16 protein-coding genes and 1 tRNA gene are annotated in these 17,348 nt (G+C 58.8%); 13 read left to right on the top strand and 4 right to left on the bottom strand.

The window, feature by feature from the left end; all coding sequences use genetic code 11:
- Positions 1–66: 66 nt before the first annotated feature.
- Positions 67–303, top strand: a complete 237-nt coding sequence (locus tag G6L97_RS18405; RefSeq protein WP_158006614.1) for a hypothetical protein — start codon at positions 67–69, stop codon at positions 301–303.
- Complete coding sequence (locus tag G6L97_RS18400; RefSeq protein WP_035199741.1) at positions 288–2,096, top strand: ABC transporter ATP-binding protein/permease; 1,809 nt, start codon at positions 288–290, stop codon at positions 2,094–2,096. The genes G6L97_RS18405 and G6L97_RS18400 overlap by 16 nt, the downstream gene beginning before the upstream one ends.
- A 38-nt stretch (positions 2,097–2,134) precedes the next feature.
- On the opposite strand, the gene G6L97_RS18395 is transcribed toward G6L97_RS18400, so the two are convergent.
- On the bottom strand, positions 2,135–2,329 hold the full coding sequence (locus tag G6L97_RS18395) for a hypothetical protein (protein WP_013761913.1): 195 nt from the start codon (positions 2,327–2,329) through the stop codon (positions 2,135–2,137).
- Between the two features lie 172 nt (positions 2,330–2,501).
- Here G6L97_RS18395 and G6L97_RS18390 point away from each other — a divergent pair, with 172 nt between their 5' ends.
- The 5 genes from G6L97_RS18390 to G6L97_RS18370 all read left to right on the top strand — a co-directional run bounded on the left by G6L97_RS18390 (position 2,502) and on the right by G6L97_RS18370 (position 7,213).
- Entirely contained in the window at positions 2,502–2,891 is a 390-nt protein-coding gene (locus tag G6L97_RS18390; RefSeq protein WP_003511527.1) for an acyl-CoA thioesterase, read from the top strand.
- Positions 2,892–3,056: 165 nt separating this feature from the next.
- Positions 3,057–4,244 (top strand): carboxylate--amine ligase, encoded by a 1,188-nt coding sequence (locus G6L97_RS18385; RefSeq protein WP_065660426.1) that lies wholly within the window; start codon positions 3,057–3,059, stop codon positions 4,242–4,244.
- Positions 4,245–4,250: 6 nt separating this feature from the next.
- Positions 4,251–5,300, top strand: coding sequence for a polysaccharide deacetylase family protein (locus G6L97_RS18380; RefSeq protein ID WP_065704465.1), 1,050 nt, complete (start codon positions 4,251–4,253; stop codon positions 5,298–5,300).
- Between the two features lie 160 nt (positions 5,301–5,460).
- Positions 5,461–6,501, top strand: coding sequence for a four-carbon acid sugar kinase family protein (locus G6L97_RS18375; RefSeq protein WP_111789632.1), 1,041 nt, complete (start codon positions 5,461–5,463; stop codon positions 6,499–6,501).
- 4 nt (positions 6,502–6,505) lie between these two features.
- The gene (locus G6L97_RS18370) at positions 6,506–7,213 is read left to right on the top strand and encodes a FadR/GntR family transcriptional regulator (protein WP_003511522.1); all 708 of its coding nucleotides are present in this window, start codon (positions 6,506–6,508) and stop codon (positions 7,211–7,213) included.
- A 48-nt stretch (positions 7,214–7,261) separates the two neighbouring features.
- Here G6L97_RS18370 and G6L97_RS18365 read toward each other — a convergent pair whose 3' ends face one another.
- From G6L97_RS18365 to G6L97_RS18355, 3 genes are read right to left on the bottom strand one after another with little or no spacing between them, the layout of a single operon-like run.
- Positions 7,262–8,389, bottom strand: a complete 1,128-nt coding sequence (locus G6L97_RS18365; protein WP_065704462.1) for an iron-containing alcohol dehydrogenase — start codon at positions 8,387–8,389, stop codon at positions 7,262–7,264.
- Positions 8,386–9,342, bottom strand: a complete 957-nt coding sequence (gene pdxA / locus G6L97_RS18360; protein WP_038494367.1) for a 4-hydroxythreonine-4-phosphate dehydrogenase PdxA — start codon at positions 9,340–9,342, stop codon at positions 8,386–8,388. Before pdxA ends, G6L97_RS18365 begins: the two co-directional genes overlap by 4 nt.
- Complete coding sequence (locus G6L97_RS18355) at positions 9,339–10,535, bottom strand: sialidase family protein (RefSeq protein ID WP_111782982.1); 1,197 nt, start codon at positions 10,533–10,535, stop codon at positions 9,339–9,341. Before G6L97_RS18355 ends, pdxA begins: the two co-directional genes overlap by 4 nt.
- 320 nt (positions 10,536–10,855) lie before the next feature.
- Here G6L97_RS18355 and G6L97_RS18350 point away from each other — a divergent pair, with 320 nt between their 5' ends.
- The 6 genes from G6L97_RS18350 (at position 10,856) to G6L97_RS18325 (ending at position 17,088) form a co-directional block, all read left to right on the top strand.
- Positions 10,856–12,364, top strand: coding sequence for an ABC transporter substrate-binding protein (locus G6L97_RS18350; RefSeq protein ID WP_038495835.1), 1,509 nt, complete (start codon positions 10,856–10,858; stop codon positions 12,362–12,364).
- Between the two features lie 73 nt (positions 12,365–12,437).
- Positions 12,438–13,352 carry an ABC transporter permease gene (locus tag G6L97_RS18345; protein ID WP_003511517.1) on the top strand — a complete coding sequence of 305 codons (915 nt, stop codon included), beginning with the start codon at positions 12,438–12,440 and terminating at the stop codon, positions 13,350–13,352.
- Positions 13,353–13,366: 14 nt separating this feature from the next.
- On the top strand, positions 13,367–14,290 hold the full coding sequence (locus tag G6L97_RS18340; protein ID WP_038494361.1) for an ABC transporter permease: 924 nt from the start codon (positions 13,367–13,369) through the stop codon (positions 14,288–14,290).
- The gene (locus G6L97_RS18335) at positions 14,283–15,923 is read left to right on the top strand and encodes an ABC transporter ATP-binding protein (RefSeq protein WP_038494358.1); all 1,641 of its coding nucleotides are present in this window, start codon (positions 14,283–14,285) and stop codon (positions 15,921–15,923) included. The genes G6L97_RS18340 and G6L97_RS18335 overlap by 8 nt, the downstream gene beginning before the upstream one ends.
- Positions 15,920–16,801 carry a dihydrodipicolinate synthase family protein gene (locus tag G6L97_RS18330; RefSeq protein WP_038494355.1) on the top strand — a complete coding sequence of 294 codons (882 nt, stop codon included), beginning with the start codon at positions 15,920–15,922 and terminating at the stop codon, positions 16,799–16,801. The genes G6L97_RS18335 and G6L97_RS18330 overlap by 4 nt, the downstream gene beginning before the upstream one ends.
- Positions 16,802–16,998: 197 nt before the next feature.
- A tRNA-Ser gene (locus G6L97_RS18325) sits at positions 16,999–17,088 on the top strand.
- Positions 17,089–17,348 lie beyond the last annotated feature (260 nt).

The following is a 17,348-nucleotide window of genomic DNA, read 5'->3' as shown; positions in this document are numbered from 1 at the left end:
TGCCTTGCCCGGTTTTCCGGTTTATGCGGTTTGTCCGCCCCTCTGAAATTATTTGGATTTTGTGCAATGCAGGAAAAGAAAGCAAGGATCATTTCCGGAGGCACCCGCATTGTTGGCCGAGGCGCCGATGTTTGCCGGCGCGAAGAATTGCCGCGGCTTTTTAATTGTCTCCCTGGGGATTTCTCCTCGGTTGTGGACAAGGTTGAACGGCGTGTTATTGCTGGGCATCGCAAGGTGCAGCATCGCAAACCGCTTTCCTTGCCGACTGACGTTTCGGAATGGAATGAATGGCAACAACGGTGACCGACGATCAGCGCAAGAGTGCGGCGAACCTTTCGGGCTTCGATCTCGATTTTCGTTCGCAACTACGCATGATGGGCAATGCCTTCTGGACGTCGCCGGTTCGCAACCGGCTGATATTGCTGTCGATTGCCCTGCTCACGGTGATATTGCTCACCGCTTACGGGCAGATCAGGCTCAATGAGTGGAACGCGCCGTTTTACAATGCGCTGGAGCGGCGCGATCTTGACGCCTTCCTCCATCAGCTCGAAGTCTTCGCGATCATTGCTGGGCTGTTGTTGCTTCTCAATGTCATTCAGACCTGGCTTAACCAGATGACGGCGCTGAACATGCGCGAGGGTCTTGCCAAGGATATGGTGGACCAGTGGCTGAAACCGGGGCGCGCCGCCCGCCTTGCCGGTTTCGGCACGATTGCGATCAATCCGGACCAGCGTTTGCACGACGATGTCCGCAACCTTGCGGAAAGCAGCACGGCGCTTTCCATCGGCCTTGTGAATGCGACGATCCTGCTCATCAGCTTCATCGGCGTTCTGTGGACATTGTCGGCAGGCTTTTCCATCACGATCAACGGCGATCCGGTTGCGATTCCCGGATACATGGTCTGGGCGGCGATCCTTTATGCGGGCTCGGCGTCCCTGCTCAGCAACCTTGTCGGCTATCGTCTGGTCGGCCTGAATGCTGAACGTTATTCAAAAGAGGCCGAACTACGCTTTTCCCTGATGCGGGCCAGCGAAAATCTGGCGGCGATTGCGCTTGCGCGTGGTGAAAAAAACGAGCGGCGGCGGATCGGCGTTGATATCGATGCCGTGCTCGGCGTAATCCGCGGGCTCGCTTTAGCAATGACGCATCTGACCTGGGTGTCGTCGGGCTACGGCTGGTTGGCGGTTGTGGCGCCCATTCTTATTGCAGCGCCGGTCTATTTTTCCGGCAACCTCACCTTCGGCGGGCTGATGATGGCCGTCGGCGCCTTCAACCAGGTCAATACCGCACTTCGCTGGTATATCGACAATTTCGGGCCGATTGCCAGCTGGAAGGCGACGTTGCAGCGTGTTTCGGTGTTTCGCAACGCTCTGATCCAGATGGATAGCGTTGAACAGCACGGCCTCGCAATCGATCTTCAACGGAGTGCCGACAACGAAAAAATCCGCCTTCGGTCGGTGACTATCTGCCGCGATGCGGGCGGACAGGATCTGGAGCGGGGTTTCCGGCTGCGTGAGGCCGAGGTTGAAATCGGGCGGGGTGATCGTCTGATGATCAATGGCGAACAGGGCGTGAACCGGCGGCTGCTGTTTGCCGCCATGGCCGGCCTGTGGCCATGGGGGCAGGGCAGGATAGAAATGCCCGAACAGTCCGACACGCTTTTCATTGCCCAGCACGGCTATTTGCCAACAGGAACGCTGCGCGAAATTCTGGCCTATCCGCGCGCGCCCCAGCGGTTTGTGGAGGCAGACTATGTCGCGGCGCTGACCGCGTGCGGTCTCGGTGAAATGGCGCCCCGGCTTGATGAACACATTCGCTGGGACAAGAAGCTGGATTCGGATGAACAGGCCAGCATTAGGATCGCCAATGCCCTGTTGTTGAAGCCGAAATTCATCGTCATCGACGATTTGCTGGAAGGGCTGGAAAAACAGACACAGGATACGCTGGCGGAGGTTTTGAATGGGATCGACGGCGTAGCGATTATCTATATCGGCAGATCAGAGACATTTTTGTCGGTTCTTACCCCGGCTTTGGCCCATCTGGACCATGCCCCCATGAAGGAAAATACCGTAAAGCCGGATATCGCTCCAAAATAAGCCGCCGGGTTATGCTGCTGTTGATCTCACAGTGCGGATCAAAGCCGCAAATGCCATTTTTCGAGGTCCAGCCGTTGCTGTTTGGCTAGGCTTATGGTGCCGTCCGGCTCCATCTGCGAGCGCAGAACAAAGGTGCCGGTCGCCAGGCTGATGGCAATGACGCTGGCAACCGCGAGAATGATACGGTCGTAGCGCTGCTGTATCTTATTGTTTCCACTCCAGTCATAGGCCATTCGCACGCCCTCGCGGTTTTTTGGAATCGTGCCGCATCATGGTTAACCGAAGCTTACGATGGCTTCGTGATTCCTTGCTGTTTTGGAAGGGCTGCCGCGAAAAATCGGCTATTGGCTGAGGGGGCGCGGTTGTTTAAATCCGGCGGCGGGAGGTTCTTGAAAGGAATTTGATATGGAACAGCAACCGCCCGCCGATATGGAACTCACGCTCAGAACGCTTGCCATGCCGGCTGACGCCAATCCGGCCGGCGACATTTTCGGCGGTTGGGTGATGTCGCAGATGGACCTTGCCGCCTTCGTCCGCGCCAATGATGTGGCAGGCGGGCGTACCGTCACAGTGGCGGTTCATGAAATCGTCTTCAAGAAACCGGTCAAGATCGGCGATACATTGTGTGTCTATACTAGGATCGAAAAGGTTGGGCGCACCTCCGTCACGCTCAAGATCGAGGCCTGGACCCGCAGGCACTATCAGGATTCCCGGGAAAAGGTTACGGAGGCCGTCTTCATCATGGTAGCGGTGGATGACAAAGGCGAGCCGCGCCCTGTGCGCAAAGAGGCGTAAGGCGCTTGCCTTCGAAGCAAACTTCCAACCGTTCGCAGGCAGCCGAAAGAGCATGAGGCTCTTCGGCTCCGCCAATTCGATCTCCGAACGCGCAATACTTTAGAAATATCCAATTTATTTATCAATTTTTGCGATCAAGGTATGGAATAGGGCGGGGATCAGGCTGTGACCATTCCAGGTGTTGTTATTGTTGGTGGCGCTCACGGCACGCTTGCCCTTGCCCGCAGCCTTGGCGCCCTTGATGTGCCTGTGCACTATATCACCCATGATTCACCGCTGCCGGGCTGGTCGCGTTTCGTGAAGAACACGATCCGCTGGTCCGGTCCTCATGATGCAGGGGCGATGGCGTTTTTACGCGATATGGCAGAGAAGCATCATCTGAAAGGGTGTCTTCTGGTGCCATCAGGGGATGGCGAGGTTCAGCTCGTTTCACAACATCGCGACGAGCTTTCCGCCCTTTACAAAATCGTCCTGCCTGATTGGTCCTCCCTTCAATGGTTGTGCGAGAAACCGCTGCTCTACAAACGCGCGGCGGAACTCGGTGTCAGCTTCCCCCGGACCTATGCCATGACCTCGTCCGATGACGCCGATGCGCTGGACGTGACGTTTCCCGTTATCCTGAAGCCGAATATGGGCGGGGGCGATACCGCGATTTCCCGGGCGAAGGTTATCCGCGCCGATGACAGGCAGGCGCTGAAAGCCGCTTTTGCCGCTGCGAGCGGCGAGATCGGCGCGGGCAATGTCGTCGTGCAGGAGCTCATTCCCGGCGGGGGAGAAAGCCAGTTTTCCTATGCGGCGCTCTGGCGCGATGGCGAGCCTGTTGCAGAATTCACCGCCCGACGCCTGCGTCAGTATCCCGTCGATTTTGGTTACACCAGCACCTGTGTCGAGGTTGTCGACAACCCTCAAGCGATCGATGCGGCAAGGAAGATATTGAAATCGGCCGGTCACAGCGGGTTGGTCGAGGTGGAGTTCAAGCGGGATGGCAGGGATGGATCGCTGAAACTTCTCGATGTTAATCCTCGCCCATGGTCGTGGTTTGGCCTGTGTTCAGCGGCCGGCATCGATCTCGGCGCGCTGCTGTGGCAGGTTGCCAACGACATGCCGCGCGGCCAGATGCTAGATGCGCGGCAAGGTGTGTCATGGTCCTATCTTGTCCGTGATGCCATTGCCGCATTGACGTTGAATCGACGGGGACAGGCGGGAATTGGGGACTATGTCGCCTCTCTGCGCACAATCCGCAGCTGGGCGGCTTTTGCGGCGAACGATCCTTTGCCGGGCCTTATCGACCTGCCCCTCACGGTCTGGAGAGTCATCAAAAAACGGGTTCTGCCCGGTTTGAAGTTGCGGTAATCGGTAATGGTGTTTTTGCGGTCGGTAAAACGCTCTCTGAAATATGGGGTCATAAGGGCGGGGCTGGAGATAGCTTCCCTGCCGGCGGTTCGTGCGGCTTTTCCGGCTCTTGCCGGGCGTGGCGTGATCTTCACGCTCCACCATGTTCGTCCGGACGAGGAAGCGTCAGCTTTTGCGCCGAATGCACACTTGTCGATCACGCCACAATTTCTGGAAGAGGCGATAGAGGCGGCGCTCGAATGTGGTCTCGTTCCCGTTCATCTGCACGATCTGCCGGGCCTGCTCGCCGATAGTTCCGAGAAACGGTCGTTCTGCGCTTTCACGCTTGATGACGGCTATCGCAACAATGCCGAATATGCTGCACCGATTTTCCGGAAATATGCTGTTCCCTATACGATTTTCATCACGCCGGGTTTTGTGGAGCGGACGCGTAGCGTGTGGTGGGAAACCACTGCCACGCTGACGCAGAAAGCCACGTCCTTTGAATTCGATTTCGGGACAGGGCCGGAGCAGATTAAATCCGGCAGCCTTCCACAAAAAGCGGAAGCCTTTGCGCGTCTGGAAAACTTCGTCCAGATATTCGCGGAGGACGAGGCGGTGGAGAGGATCGACCGTGTCGCGGGGCAACATGGTATCGATCCGATCGCGATCGTGGAAAAACTCGTCATGGATGCGGCCGAACTCAAGGCGCTGTCGAGCGATCCCCTGGTCCATCTCGGCGCGCATACCATGATGCATGTGAACATGCGCAAGATCGATGCGGCGCGTCTGGCATACGAAATCGAGGAATCGACAAGACGGGTGGAGACCTATGTCGGCCGTCGACCGAGGTCCTTTTCCTATCCCTATGGCTGGATAAAGGCCGTGGGAGAACGCGAGGCGAAAGCGGTGTTTGATGCGGGATTTCCCGTAGCTGTTACCACGCAGGCCGGTATTCTTGGGGCCGATAGCCTTGAAAAGCCGATGCTGTTGCCGCGCGTTTCGCTGAACGGCCGCTTTCAGAAGAAGCGCTTTGTCAAAGCGCTCATCTCAGGCCTGCCTTTCCGGTTCGTCTAGCGATCAACCTCTCCCTGCCGTCTTTCGCCGATGACGACGACATGTGTCGGTGCGGCTAATCGAGCTGTCGTGTTGTTTTTGTTATTCACATCCATTTATCTATTGATTATAAATAAATTTATCGAAGGAAAACATTACAACTTTTCTTAAGGTTTCGCCCGTGCTGTTGATTTTTTCCGATGACCTGACCGGTGCGCTTGATGCGGCCGCCCCCTTCGCCGGGCGTGGGCTTTCGACTGAAGTTGCGATTGGTCTTGACGGCGTCCGTGCAGCGGTGGCCGATGCGCCGGCCGTCCTCAGCGTCAATCTGGGTTGTCGGGATGGCAAGGCGGATGAAGCCCGCCGCCGCACGCAGGAACTGATGGCACTGGTTCCGGCCGATACAGTTCTGTTCAAGAAGATCGATTCCCGCCTGAAAGGACATATCGCCGCCGAAATGGATGCTGTTTCCTATCGGCATGCGCTTGTAGCGCCAGCCATTCCGGATTTTGGACGCATCGTCGTAGACGGTTCCGTGTCCGGCTTTGGCGTTGACGGCACGATTTCGGTTCATGAAAGACTGGGCGGTCACGCCAGCCGCTGCGCAATACCAGACACCCTATCGCATGCGGACATCAGGGAGGCTTTGCTTGCCGGGCGCGCAAACGGGGTTGATCTTCTGGTGGGCGCGCGAGGGCTGGCCGAGGCGCTGGCCGAAATGATGACAGCGCAGGCGGTGCCCGAAGCGGCATCTATTCCCGCGGGTAAGGGGCTTTTCGTCATAGGTTCGCGCGACCCGATCACCGTTGAACAAATTGAAATCCTTAAAGGAACGGGGTTGGTATCGGTCACCGATGCACCCAATGGCGTCGTGCCGTTTCACGCGCATGCTCGTTCCAGCCTGACGCTCGTTTACGCGACGCAAGGGGCGGAAGATCTTTCCCCGCTCGAGGTTTCAGACCAGCTGGCGTATGGCGTCGTGCCGCTTTTCACCACCGGGACCGACACGTTGCTTTTGTCCGGCGGCGCCACGGCCGAAGCGGTGCTGCTTGCCATGGGGGTATCGCGTCTGCGCCTTGCCGGCGAGTGCCTGCCCGGTCTTGGTGTCGGCTGGTCCGGCGACCAATGTATCATTGCGAAGTCAGGTGGTTTTGGGCAAGCTGACACGTTGAAACGGATTGCGAAAATGATGCTTGGCGAAAATGACGCTGGAGAAAGCTGACCAGATGGGGCTGATGAAAGAAACGGCGCGCAAGGCACTTCCGGACATTATTTTCGAGAGAATGCACCGGGCGATCAAATCCGGCGCCTACAAGCCGGATGAACGGCTTCCGACCGAACATGAACTCGCCATGGAATTCGAAGTGTCGCGACCGGTGGTCCGCGAGGCGCTTCGGCGGCTGCGCGAACAGGGGTTCATCTATTCGCGAAGGGGTTCCGGCAGCTATGTGCGGGCATTCGGCCTGCGCGAGCCGCTGGGCTTCGGCCAGCTCGAAAATGTCGCTGACCTGCTGAACTGTTATGAATTCAGGCTGACTCTGGAGCCGGCAGCTGCGGCGGCGGCGGCCTTGCGGCATGATGGCGAGAGGCTCGTCGCAATCAAAAAGGCGCTCGAGCTGATGCGGGACGCCACCAATCGCCAGTCCCACCGTGAGGATGCCGATTATCAGTTCCACCTTGCCATCGCGCGGGCGGCACGGAATAGCTATTTCTCCACTGCGATGGAGGCTCTCAAGGACCACATTGCGGTGGGAATGAAGTTTCACGGCATGTCGGTGAAGCGCGAGGCATCCGGCCTTACCCGCGTGTTTGCCGAGCACGAGGCGATTGCGGTGGCGATTGCCGAAGGAGATGCCGAGGCCGCGCGGCGGCTGATGCACGACCATCTGACGGGATCACGTGACCGCCTCTTCGAGTCTTCGCATACGGATTGAGGGAAGTGACGGCGAGCCGGTGCGCGCGATAGCGCACCGGACTTTCGATTAGAAAGCGCGGCGGTAAATGCCGAGCACGTCATCAAGGCTCATATCGACGGGATTGTTGTCCATCAGCCGGCGGATTGCGTGAGCGTCTTGCGCATAACGGGGAAGGTCGGTTTCGCTTGCCCCGTGCCGCGCAAGGGACATTTCAATGCCGAGGCCGGCGCAGAAATCTGTCGCTGCCTTGCGAAGATCATCGGATGAAAGATGCTCGCGAAGCCCAAGCGCTCCGGCCACCTCCGCCGTCTTTGCCGAAACGGCGTGCTGGTTGAAAGCCAGAACATGCGGGAAGACGATAGCGTTTGCCAACCCGTGCGGCAGGTTGAGAAGCGTGCCGAGCGGATAGGCGATGGCGTGACCCGCCGCCGTATTGACCGGGCCAAGGCAGATGCCGCCATAGTAGGAGGCGAGCATCATTCCTTCGCGGGCTTCGGTATCAGCGCCGTCGCGAACGGCGCGCGCCAGATATTTGCCCACCAGCGAAAAGCCCATGCGGGCAAAACCGTCGATCATCGGATGGGCCTTGCGATTGGTGAAAGCCTCCACGCAATGCGCCATGGCATCCACCCCCGTCGCCGCTGTCACAGCTGATGGCACGGAATACGTGAGTTCCGGATCGAGCACCGCGAAATCGGCAATCAGATGAGGGCTTTCGACCGCGACCTTGCTGCCCTTGACGGGATCGGTGATGAGCGAGCGAATCCCGGCTTCCGAGCCGGTTCCGGCGGTGGTGGCGATCTGGACGAGCCTGGTGTCGCGCCCTGCGACCCTGTTCGGTCCTGCCACATCCTCAAGCGTCTGGCTGGAATTCCAGAGTGCGGCGACGAGTTTCGCCACATCCATCACCGAGCCACCGCCGAGGCCGATGACGAGATCGGGTTTGGCGGCGCGCGCTGCGGCCAGTGCTGCATCGAGCGTCCCTGTGTCCGGTTCGCCGGGAATGGCGTCAAAGACAGTGAAAGGACCCTGCAATTGCAGCCGGTCGGCAAATTTCGCGGTCAGCGGCGTGGCGATCACCAGGGTCGAAGCGGTTTTGACGGCCCAGGCGCCGACCTGAGAAATGGTGCCGGCGCCAACGGCAAGCCTGCGCGGCTGATGGATGAGAATGGAGGCTGTGGACATGGTGTTCATCCTCTTGCGCCCTTGCCCGCCACGAGCTTGCGCGCATAGGCTATGGCCTCATTCATGTTGCCGTGATTGGCGATGCCTTTGCCGGCGATGTCGAAGGCCGTTCCATGATCGACCGAAGTGCGATCAATCGGCAGATCGACCGAGACATTGACGGCGGTATCAAAGGCGACGAGCTTGATCGGGATATGGCCCTGATCGTGATATTGCGCGACAACCAGATCGAAAGTGCCCGAATAGGCGCGGTGGAACACGGTATCGGCGGAGATCGGCCCGTGTACCTCGATGCCTTCAGCGCGCGCGGCGGCAACCGCTGGCGCAATCTGGTCATCATCCTCGGTGCCAAACAGACCGTTTTCGCCGCAATGCGGATTGATACCGGCAACCGCGATGCGCGGCCGCTCGTAACCGATGCGCTTCAGATGAGCATTGCCAGCGCGGATGGTCGCCAGCACCCGCTCCGTCGTTGCCCGTTGAATGGCTTCCTGCAGGGACACGTGGGTCGAGACGTGAATGACCTTCAGCCGCTCGGAGGCAAGCAACATGTAGGCGGCTGAAGAACCGGTCAGGCTGCGCAGCATGCCGGTGTGGCCGTCATAATGGTGGCCCGCAAGATTGAGGGCCTCCTTGTTAATCGGAGCAGTGACGATGCAGCCGATTGCGCCCGCTTCGGCATCCCGCACCGCTTTTTCAATGAAACGGAAAGCGGCGTCTCCGGCAACCGGCGACAGCGTGCCCCATGGCAGCGGCGCACCCTCCACCGGCAGATCGACCACATTCCGAGTAAGATCGATGTCGATGCCAAGCGCACCCCGCGCCGCTTCCAGCGTGGCAAGGTTGCCATAAATCCGCGTTGCTTCCCTATCCGGGGCGGACATTTCCGCAAGCGCGCGGACGGTTATTTCCGGGCCGACGCCGCAGGGGTCACCCATGGTGATACCAATGATGTTGCTCATCCGATTCTCCCGTCCTTGGCGTCTGCCCAGCCGGGCGCCAGCCGGACATATTTGATTGCGCGGCGATGATAGGTGTAGCTTGCGTGCAGGGTACCGTCCGCTGCCTCCAGAAGCCATGGATAGGACATTTCCAGATTGCGGCCGTCGGTCGAATCGTTGGACAGGCAGGTGCCCGGCCCGTCCTCGATCAAAATCCGGGTAGGAAAGCTGCGGCCGTCGTCATCGGACAGGCAGATGGAAACCGGCGCGCGCGGCACGCCCCATATGGGCACACATCCACCGCTCGGATCGGCATCCGGTCTGTCGTCTTCCTCGCCCAGTTCGTCATAAAGCGAGGCGCGACGGTCGCTGGATTGCGCGGCGTTGATGGGGTTGCAGATCATCGCCAGCCTGCCGTGTGCGAGCCTGATCGCGGCGATGGAGGAATTATTGTTCGGTACGTCGGTCGGCAGCGGTTCTGTCCATGAGCGACCGCCATCTGTGCTTTCCGTGCGGTAAACGAGATCGGCCTGACGGCGGCGAAAAAAAGCGGAGTAGCGCCCATTCGCGCCCGCAACCGGGCTCATATGAACGCAGCCGGTCGAGCCCGCCAGCTCCTGCAATTGCCATGTGAGGCCGTTGTCTTTCGATATGCCGAGTGCTGCGGTATCGTGGCTGCCGTTCCATTTCTGGCCGGGGCGTTGGACGCAGCGGAAGATCGGCAGAAGCCATGCGCCGTCATCGCGGATGCGAAGCGGCGCACGGATGAAGCAGCCTTTCGGAAGATCGAGAAAACGGCCATCTTCGGCGGACAGCTTTTCCGGCGTTGCCGGGTCGTGGACGACCCGCGCCATGCGGATGCGGCATTCGTCCTGATTGCCGGATGGCTGGGCGGTGTGAAACAGCCAGAGAGTGCCATCAGGTGCGGTGAAAATAACCGGATTCTGTTCGGAATGGGCGGGATCGTTGCTCAGGCGCTGCGGCGCTCCCCACCGGCTCGCGCCGGGTGTGAGCGCGGACGCGAAGATCGAAATATCCGATTTTCCCTCCAGCGTTCCGCCAAACCAGGCGCACAGCAGGGTGCCGTCCTGCAGAAGGTGCAGAAAGCTCGCATGGTTCTGGATCATCGGCGATGGCAGGAACGCTTCGTGCCGGTTTTCCGAAACGGCATGGATGGCTCCGGTCATGGCGTGAGCAATGTCATCAGGGGTCATCGTGGTCTCCTCTTGGTCTGATGAAAATGGCATATTCAAAAAGTTGTCAAGTTTATTTAAGACAAAAGGACGTCCGAAAATTTTTGATGAATTAAAATAAGTGTATGTTTTATAAACATAAAACTTCTGTACTAAGTCTCAATAAAAAATCCTTCTGAAAAATAATTTGACAAAAAATGTGATAGCGTCGATGCTTTGATAACGGGTGGAGGAGACGATCATCCGCACGCCATGCTCCTCAATGCAGGAGACGGGGCTTTTGAATGCCTCTTGCGGCACGCCGCCATGTTGCTGAATTTCTGATCTGGGAGGAGAACGGAATGAAGAAGTCATTGATTGCGGGCGCCCTTGTTATGGGTTGCCTTAGCGCCGCGGTTTCGCCGGCGCTTGCGGCGTCGGGGCCGATCAAGATCGTGCTGGCGGAAGAGGCTGACCTGCTGGAGCCTTGCATGGCGACCCGCTCCAATATTGGCCGTATCATCATGGAAAATGTCAGCGAGACGCTGACCGAGCTTGATGTGCGCGGCAAGAACGGCGTGCAACCGCGCCTCGCTGAAAAATGGGAGCAGAACGTGGATGGCAGCTGGCGTTTCCACCTGCGTGAAGGCGTGAAGTTTTCCGACGGCACGGGTTTCGATGCCAAGGATGTCAAGCATAGCTTCGAGCGCATCATGAGCGACAAGAATGCATGCGAATCCCGTCGTTACTTCGGCGGTATGACCGTCACCCCCACGATTGTCGACGACCATACGATCGACTTCAAGACAGAGCCAGCCCAGCCCATTCTGCCGCTCCTGATGTCGCTCGTCACCATCGTGCCCGAAGAAACCAAGATGGAATTTATCCGCGAGCCTGTTGGCACCGGACCTTACAAGCTGACCAACTGGACACCGGGCCAGCAGATTGTTTTGACTGCACGTGACGACTATTGGGGCGCCAAGCCGCAGGTGACGGAAGCGACCTATCTTTTCCGAGCTGATCCCTCGGTTCGCGCCGCCATGGTGCAGACCGGCGAAGCCGATCTTTCACCCTCCATTTCGCAGCTCGACGCGACAAACCCGAAGACCGACTTTTCCTATCTCGACAGCGAGACGGTCTACATGCGCCTCGACCACAACATCGCGCCGCTGAATGACGTGCGGGTGCGCCGTGCACTCAACCTCGCCATCGACCGGCAGGCTTTCCTCGGCACGCTGGTTCCCGAAGGTGCTGTGCTGGCCACCGCACTCGTTCCGCCGACCACGCTCGGCTGGAACCCTGATGTCAAGGTTTTCCCCTACGACCCTGATGGCGCGAAGAAGTTGCTGGAGGAGGCAAAAGCTGCTGGTGTGAAGGTGGATACGCCGATCACCATCATCGCGCGCACTGCGAACTTCCCTAATGTCACCGAGATCATGGAGGCGATCCAGCAGCAATTGCAGGAAGTCGGCTTCAAGATCGACCTCAAATTCGTGGAAGTGGCCGAGCACGAAAGCTATTATTCCAAGCCTTTCAAGGAAGGCCGGGGACCGCAGATCGTCGCTGCCATGCACGACAATTCCAAGGGTGATCCGTCCTTCACCATGTTCTTCAAATATGCCACCAAGGGCACGCAATCCGGTTTCTCGGACCCCAAGGTGGATGACTTGATCGAACGAGCATCCGCAGCCGTCGGCGATGAACGCGCCAAGCTCTGGTCCGAGCTCATCGCCTACCTGCATGACGATGTCGTGGCGGATGTGCTGCTGTTCCACATGGTTGGCTTCTCACGCGTCTCCGAACGGCTGGACTTCAAGCCCACCATCGCCACCAATTCGATGCTGCAGCTTTCGGAAATCGGCATCAAGTAAGCCGGTATTTCATCTGCCAAAGAGCGGCGGCGGAGCTTTAGCTTCGCCGTCGTGCTGAACACCGGAGGTAACCATGCTGAGCTTCATCCGAAAACGTTCCGTTGCAAGCCTGATCTCCCTGATCGGCCTCATCGTAATGGTTTTCTTCCTCTCCCGCCTGACGGGCGACCCGGCCGCGCTGTTTTTGCCGGTGGAGGCTTCGGAGGAATTGAAGCAGCAGTTTCGTGCGCTGCATGGGCTGAACGATCCGCTGATGGTGCAGTTCCTGCGCTACGCGGGCGACGTGATGACGGGGGATCTGGGTGAATCGCTCAGGAAAGCCCGCCCTGCGCTGGATGTGGTGCTGGAGGCTTTCGTCTGGACGCTGTGGCTTGCGGTCATCACCATGTCCCTCGTCACCACCGCAGCAATCGTCGTCGGTTCGCTTGCCGCTTTCCGCTCCGGTGGCTTCTTCGATCGCATGGCCTCCACCATTTCGCTCATCGGCGCTTCCGTGCCGGATTTCTGGCTCGCGATCGTGGCGATCGTGGTGTTTTCCGTCAATCTCGCCTGGCTGCCCACCTCCGGCACCGGCTCGGTGCTGCACTGGATATTGCCGATCTCGGTTCTGTTCGTGCGCCCCTTCGGCATCATCGTTCAGGTGGTGCGCGGCTCGATGATCGGTGCGTTGTCCTCTGCCTATGTCAAAACGGCGCGCGCCAAGGGTGTGAAATCGGGTCCGATCATCTTCATCCACGCCTTGCGAAACGCCATGCTACCGGTCATCACCGTCATCGGCGATCAGGCGGCAAGCCTTCTCAACGGCGCAGTCATCGTCGAAACCATCTTTGGTTTCCCCGGGGTTGGCAAGCTGATGATCGATTCCATTCTTCAGCGCGATTTCAACGTCGTGCTGGCAGCAATTCTTGTGACCGCGCTTGCGATCTTCCTGATGAATCTTCTGATCGATATCGCCTATGCGCTGCTCGATCCGCGTATCCGGCACTGAGGAGACGTTCAGCCATGAGCCTTTCAAACGCCGATACAGAGATTATCGATGAGCCATCCTTTGCAACGCGCATGCTGCGCATGTTGTGGGCCGATAAATTCGCCCTCTGCGCCGCGATCTTCCTCATCGTCGTCATCATTCTCGCCTTTGTCGGCCCGGCGTGGCTTGGCGAGCTGGCGACGAAGCAGAACCTGCGTGGACGCAACCTTGCCCCGTTCCAATGGCAACGCGAATGGTATTTCTGGCTGGGGGCGGATGCGCTCGGTCGCCCGCTGCTGGCGCGCATCGTCGCCGCCACGCAAAATACACTGATGATCGCCGCCGGTGCCGTTTTCCTTTCCGCCGTCACCGGCACCGTGCTTGGCCTGATCGCCGGTTTTTCCTCCAACCGTGTTGGCCAGATCATCATGAGGCTGGCGGACGTGATCATGTCGTTTCCGTCACTGTTGATCGCGGTCATCGTGCTTTATCTGCTCGGCTCATCCATCCTCAACCTGATGCTGGTTCTGGCGATAACCCGCATCCCCGTTTACATCCGCACCACAAGGGCCGAAGTGCTGGAGGTGCGTGAACGCATGTTCGTACAGGCGGCGCGCGTGATGGGCGCATCGGGCAAACGTATCCTGTTCCGCCATATTCTACCCGTGGTCCTGCCGACGCTGACAACGCTTGCGACGCTCGATTTCGCCTATGTGATGCTGGCGGAAAGCGCGCTGTCTTTCCTTGGTATCGGCATTCAGCCGCCGGAAATCACCTGGGGCCTGATGATCTCGCAGGGGCGGCAGTACCTCACCAATGCCTGGTGGCTGTCCTTCTGGCCGGGCCTTGCCATCATACTCACCACCCTGTCGCTCAACCTGCTGTCCAACTGGCTGCGCATTGCGCTCGACCCCGTGCAGCGCTGGCGGCTGGAAATGAAAGGCCGCAAACATGGCTGACCATCTTCTCGATGTGCGCAACCTTTCCGTGGAGTTTCACACCGCAGGCGGTGTCGTGCATGCGGTGAAGGATGTTTCCTATCATATCGACCGTGGTGAAACGCTTGCGATCCTCGGTGAAAGCGGCTCGGGCAAATCGGTATCGTCCTCGGCCATCATGAACCTCATCGACATGCCGCCCGGACGTATCAGCGGCGGCCAGATATTTCTTGATGGCAAAGACCTTCTGACAATGCCGGCTGAGCCACGCCGCGAGATCAATGGGCGGCGCATCGCCATGATCTTTCAGGACCCGCTCAGCCATCTCAATCCGGTCTATACCGTCGGCTGGCAGATCCGCGAGGCGATGACCACCCATGGAATGGACAGGGTGAAAGCCGAAGCGGAGGCGAGGCGGCTTGTCGCGCGCGTTGGAATTCCTGATCCGGACGGAGCCTTGAAGAAATATCCGCATGAATTTTCCGGCGGCCAGCGCCAGCGTGTGATGATCGCCATGGCGCTTGCGCTCCGGCCCGATCTCCTGATCGCCGACGAGCCGACCACGGCACTCGATGTGACGGTTCAGGCTGAAGTTCTTGCCCTGCTCAAGGAATTGCAGCGGGAAACCGGTATGGCCGTTCTCATCATCACCCATGATCTTGGCGTCGTCGCCGAAATCGCCGACCGGGTGGTCGTGATGGAAAAAGGCGTGCTGGTGGAGGCAGGCACGGTTCGCGAGGTCTATCGCAACCCAAAGCATCCCTATACCCGCAAGCTCATCAGCGCCGCCCCCGGCAGGGGCGAAATGCACGAGCCGAATGCGACCGGCGAACCGCTCCTCCGTGTGCGCGATGTGCGCAAACGTTATGGGGCTTTCGAGGCACTGAAGGGCGTTTCCTTTGACCTTATGGCGGGGGAAACCATAGCTGTCGTTGGCGAAAGCGGTTCCGGCAAATCGACACTCGCGCGCATTCTGCTCCGGCTCGACGAGCCGGATGCCGGCAGCGCCGAGTGGAAGGGGCGTGATCTCTTCAAGCTTTCGCCTGCCGAACTCTTTGCCCTCAGGCGTGATTTACAGATGGTGTTTCAGGATCCAACCCAGTCGCTGAACCCCCGCATGACTGTGTTCCAGCTGGTTTCCGAAGCCTGGGTGATCCATCCGGACATACTACCCAAAGCGAAATGGCGCGAACGGGTCGCGGAATTGCTGCATCAGGTCGGCCTCTCGCCGGAACATATGCGCCGTTATCCGCATCAGTTTTCCGGTGGGCAGCGGCAGAGGATCGCGATTGCCCGCGCGCTGGCGCTGGAGCCGAAGCTCATCATCTGCGATGAAGCGGTCTCGGCGCTCGACGTGTCTGTCCAGGCGCAGGTTGTTGCACTTCTTGACAAGCTGCGCCGTGAAATGGGCCTCTCCTTCATCTTCATCGCGCATGACCTGCCGGTGGTCCGCGATTTTGCCGATCACGTCATGGTCATGCAGCGGGGAGAGGTTGTGGAATTCGGGACTGTCCGGCAGGTTTTCGAAGCGCCGCGCGAGGCCTATACGCGCGCACTTCTTTCCGCCAGCCTCGATCCCGACCCCGATATGCAGTCTGTGCGTCCGGCCGATGCCGATCACACTATTGGAAATCCAAGCGGAGTTCTTTCATGACCAAACAAGCCTTCGTCGCGCTCGTGACCTGTTTCAACGAGGACGAAACCATCAATTACGAAGCGACCCGTGCGCAGGTGCGCCGTCAGGTGGCGGCCGGCAACAACATCATGTGCGCCGGAACTAACGGCGATTTCACCGCACTGACGCATGAAGAAAAAATCCGGCTGACGGAAGAGGTGGTGGACGAAGTTGCGGGCCGTGCGAAGGTCATCGTCAACGCCGGCATGCCCGCCACTTTCGAAACGCTGCAACTCGCCAAAGCCTTCGACCGCATCGGCGTAGACGGTATTGCCGTCATCACACCCTTCTTCATCGCCTGCACCCAGGATGGGCTGATCCGCCATTTCTCGACTGTGGCCGACGCCGTCGAAACACCGGTCTATCTTTACGATATTCCCGCCCGAACCCAGAACCACATAGAGCCGGAAACCGCCCGCAAACTTGCCGCCCATGGCAACATTGCCGGCATCAAGGATTCGGGCGGTGCGCAGCAGACGCTGGAAGCCTATCTACAGGTAGCAAAGGAGATGCCCGGTTTCGAAGTCTATTCCGGCCCGGATCATCTCGTTCTCTGGTCGTTGCAGAACGGTGCCGCCGGCTGCATCTCCGGCCTCGGCAACGCGCTCCCGGATGTACTTGCCGGCATTCTCAATGCCTTCAACGCCAGCGATATCGCTGAGGCCGAACGCCAGCAGGCGATCTATACGGATTTTCGCACCGATCTCTATGCGCTCGGTTTTGCGCCCGCCATGGTCAAGCGCTCGCTTTACCTTCAGGACCCATCCGTCGGCGCCAGCCGGCAACCCGCCCTTCTGCCGGATCAGGAGCAGGATGACCGGATCGTGGAAATCTTACGTCGCTATCACCAGCTGTGACGCCACCGCCCGAATGTGACGTGGAGGAGTGAAGCCGTGTGGCGCCACGTGAAAAATATCCACAAAACGGCCAGAAGCCGAAGCATTTATACAGCCTTGTCCGGGACGAATAATTTGTGACACAAACACGAAATTTCCCTTGTCAGTCCCGCCATTGATGTTTATGAGGAGCGCGCAACGCAAGCGTTCGCGCATGCGGAGAGGTGGCAGAGTGGTCGAATGCACCGCACTCGAAATGCGGCATACCTGCAAGGGTATCGTGGGTTCGAATCCCACCCTCTCCGCCATAATTTACGCTGAGCCGTAAGATTTTTCCGAGATAGCCTGATTCATTCGTTGGTCGCTTTGATGCTGCAGTCCGCTAGCGAAGCCGGTGCCGCTTTGCGCCAGCGGAGGCAGACTGGTTGAGATAGCCGTTGGCTTCCATTTCGTTGCGTCCCACCCGCGATCTTCAGCACCTGTTGGAGGCCCACATGGCCACGCTCCCGAAAAATTGGGATGCCGGCAAGTGCTCGTTGATATCCGCCATTGCCTCTTACGGCAGAGG

Source organism: Agrobacterium tumefaciens, from assembly GCF_013318015.2.
Classification (GTDB): domain Bacteria; phylum Pseudomonadota; class Alphaproteobacteria; order Rhizobiales; family Rhizobiaceae; genus Agrobacterium; species Agrobacterium tumefaciens.
Note: the sequence above shows the minus strand (reverse complement) of the source record. Positions and strands in the feature narration are given on the sequence as shown.

What these genes read in the sequence shown, in the direction of transcription:
- G6L97_RS18355 (WP_111782982.1), bottom strand. Translation starts at nt 10,535, where the DNA reads ATGACCCCTGATGACATTGCTCACGCCATGACCGGAGCCATCCATGCC.
- G6L97_RS18400 (WP_035199741.1), top strand. Translation starts at nt 288, where the DNA reads ATGGCAACAACGGTGACCGACGATCAGCGCAAGAGTGCGGCGAACCTT.
- G6L97_RS18345 (WP_003511517.1), top strand. Translation starts at nt 12,438, where the DNA reads ATGCTGAGCTTCATCCGAAAACGTTCCGTTGCAAGCCTGATCTCCCTG.
- G6L97_RS18335 (WP_038494358.1), top strand. Translation starts at nt 14,283, where the DNA reads ATGGCTGACCATCTTCTCGATGTGCGCAACCTTTCCGTGGAGTTTCAC.
- G6L97_RS18390 (WP_003511527.1), top strand. Translation starts at nt 2,502, where the DNA reads ATGGAACAGCAACCGCCCGCCGATATGGAACTCACGCTCAGAACGCTT.
- G6L97_RS18365 (WP_065704462.1), bottom strand. Translation starts at nt 8,389, where the DNA reads ATGAACACCATGTCCACAGCCTCCATTCTCATCCATCAGCCGCGCAGG.
- pdxA (WP_038494367.1), bottom strand. Translation starts at nt 9,342, where the DNA reads ATGAGCAACATCATTGGTATCACCATGGGTGACCCCTGCGGCGTCGGC.
- G6L97_RS18370 (WP_003511522.1), top strand. Translation starts at nt 6,506, where the DNA reads ATGGGGCTGATGAAAGAAACGGCGCGCAAGGCACTTCCGGACATTATT.
- G6L97_RS18405 (WP_158006614.1), top strand. Translation starts at nt 67, where the DNA reads ATGCAGGAAAAGAAAGCAAGGATCATTTCCGGAGGCACCCGCATTGTT.
- G6L97_RS18350 (WP_038495835.1), top strand. Translation starts at nt 10,856, where the DNA reads ATGAAGAAGTCATTGATTGCGGGCGCCCTTGTTATGGGTTGCCTTAGC.
- G6L97_RS18395 (WP_013761913.1), bottom strand. Translation starts at nt 2,329, where the DNA reads ATGGCCTATGACTGGAGTGGAAACAATAAGATACAGCAGCGCTACGAC.
- G6L97_RS18380 (WP_065704465.1), top strand. Translation starts at nt 4,251, where the DNA reads ATGGTGTTTTTGCGGTCGGTAAAACGCTCTCTGAAATATGGGGTCATA.
- G6L97_RS18340 (WP_038494361.1), top strand. Translation starts at nt 13,367, where the DNA reads ATGAGCCTTTCAAACGCCGATACAGAGATTATCGATGAGCCATCCTTT.
- G6L97_RS18330 (WP_038494355.1), top strand. Translation starts at nt 15,920, where the DNA reads ATGACCAAACAAGCCTTCGTCGCGCTCGTGACCTGTTTCAACGAGGAC.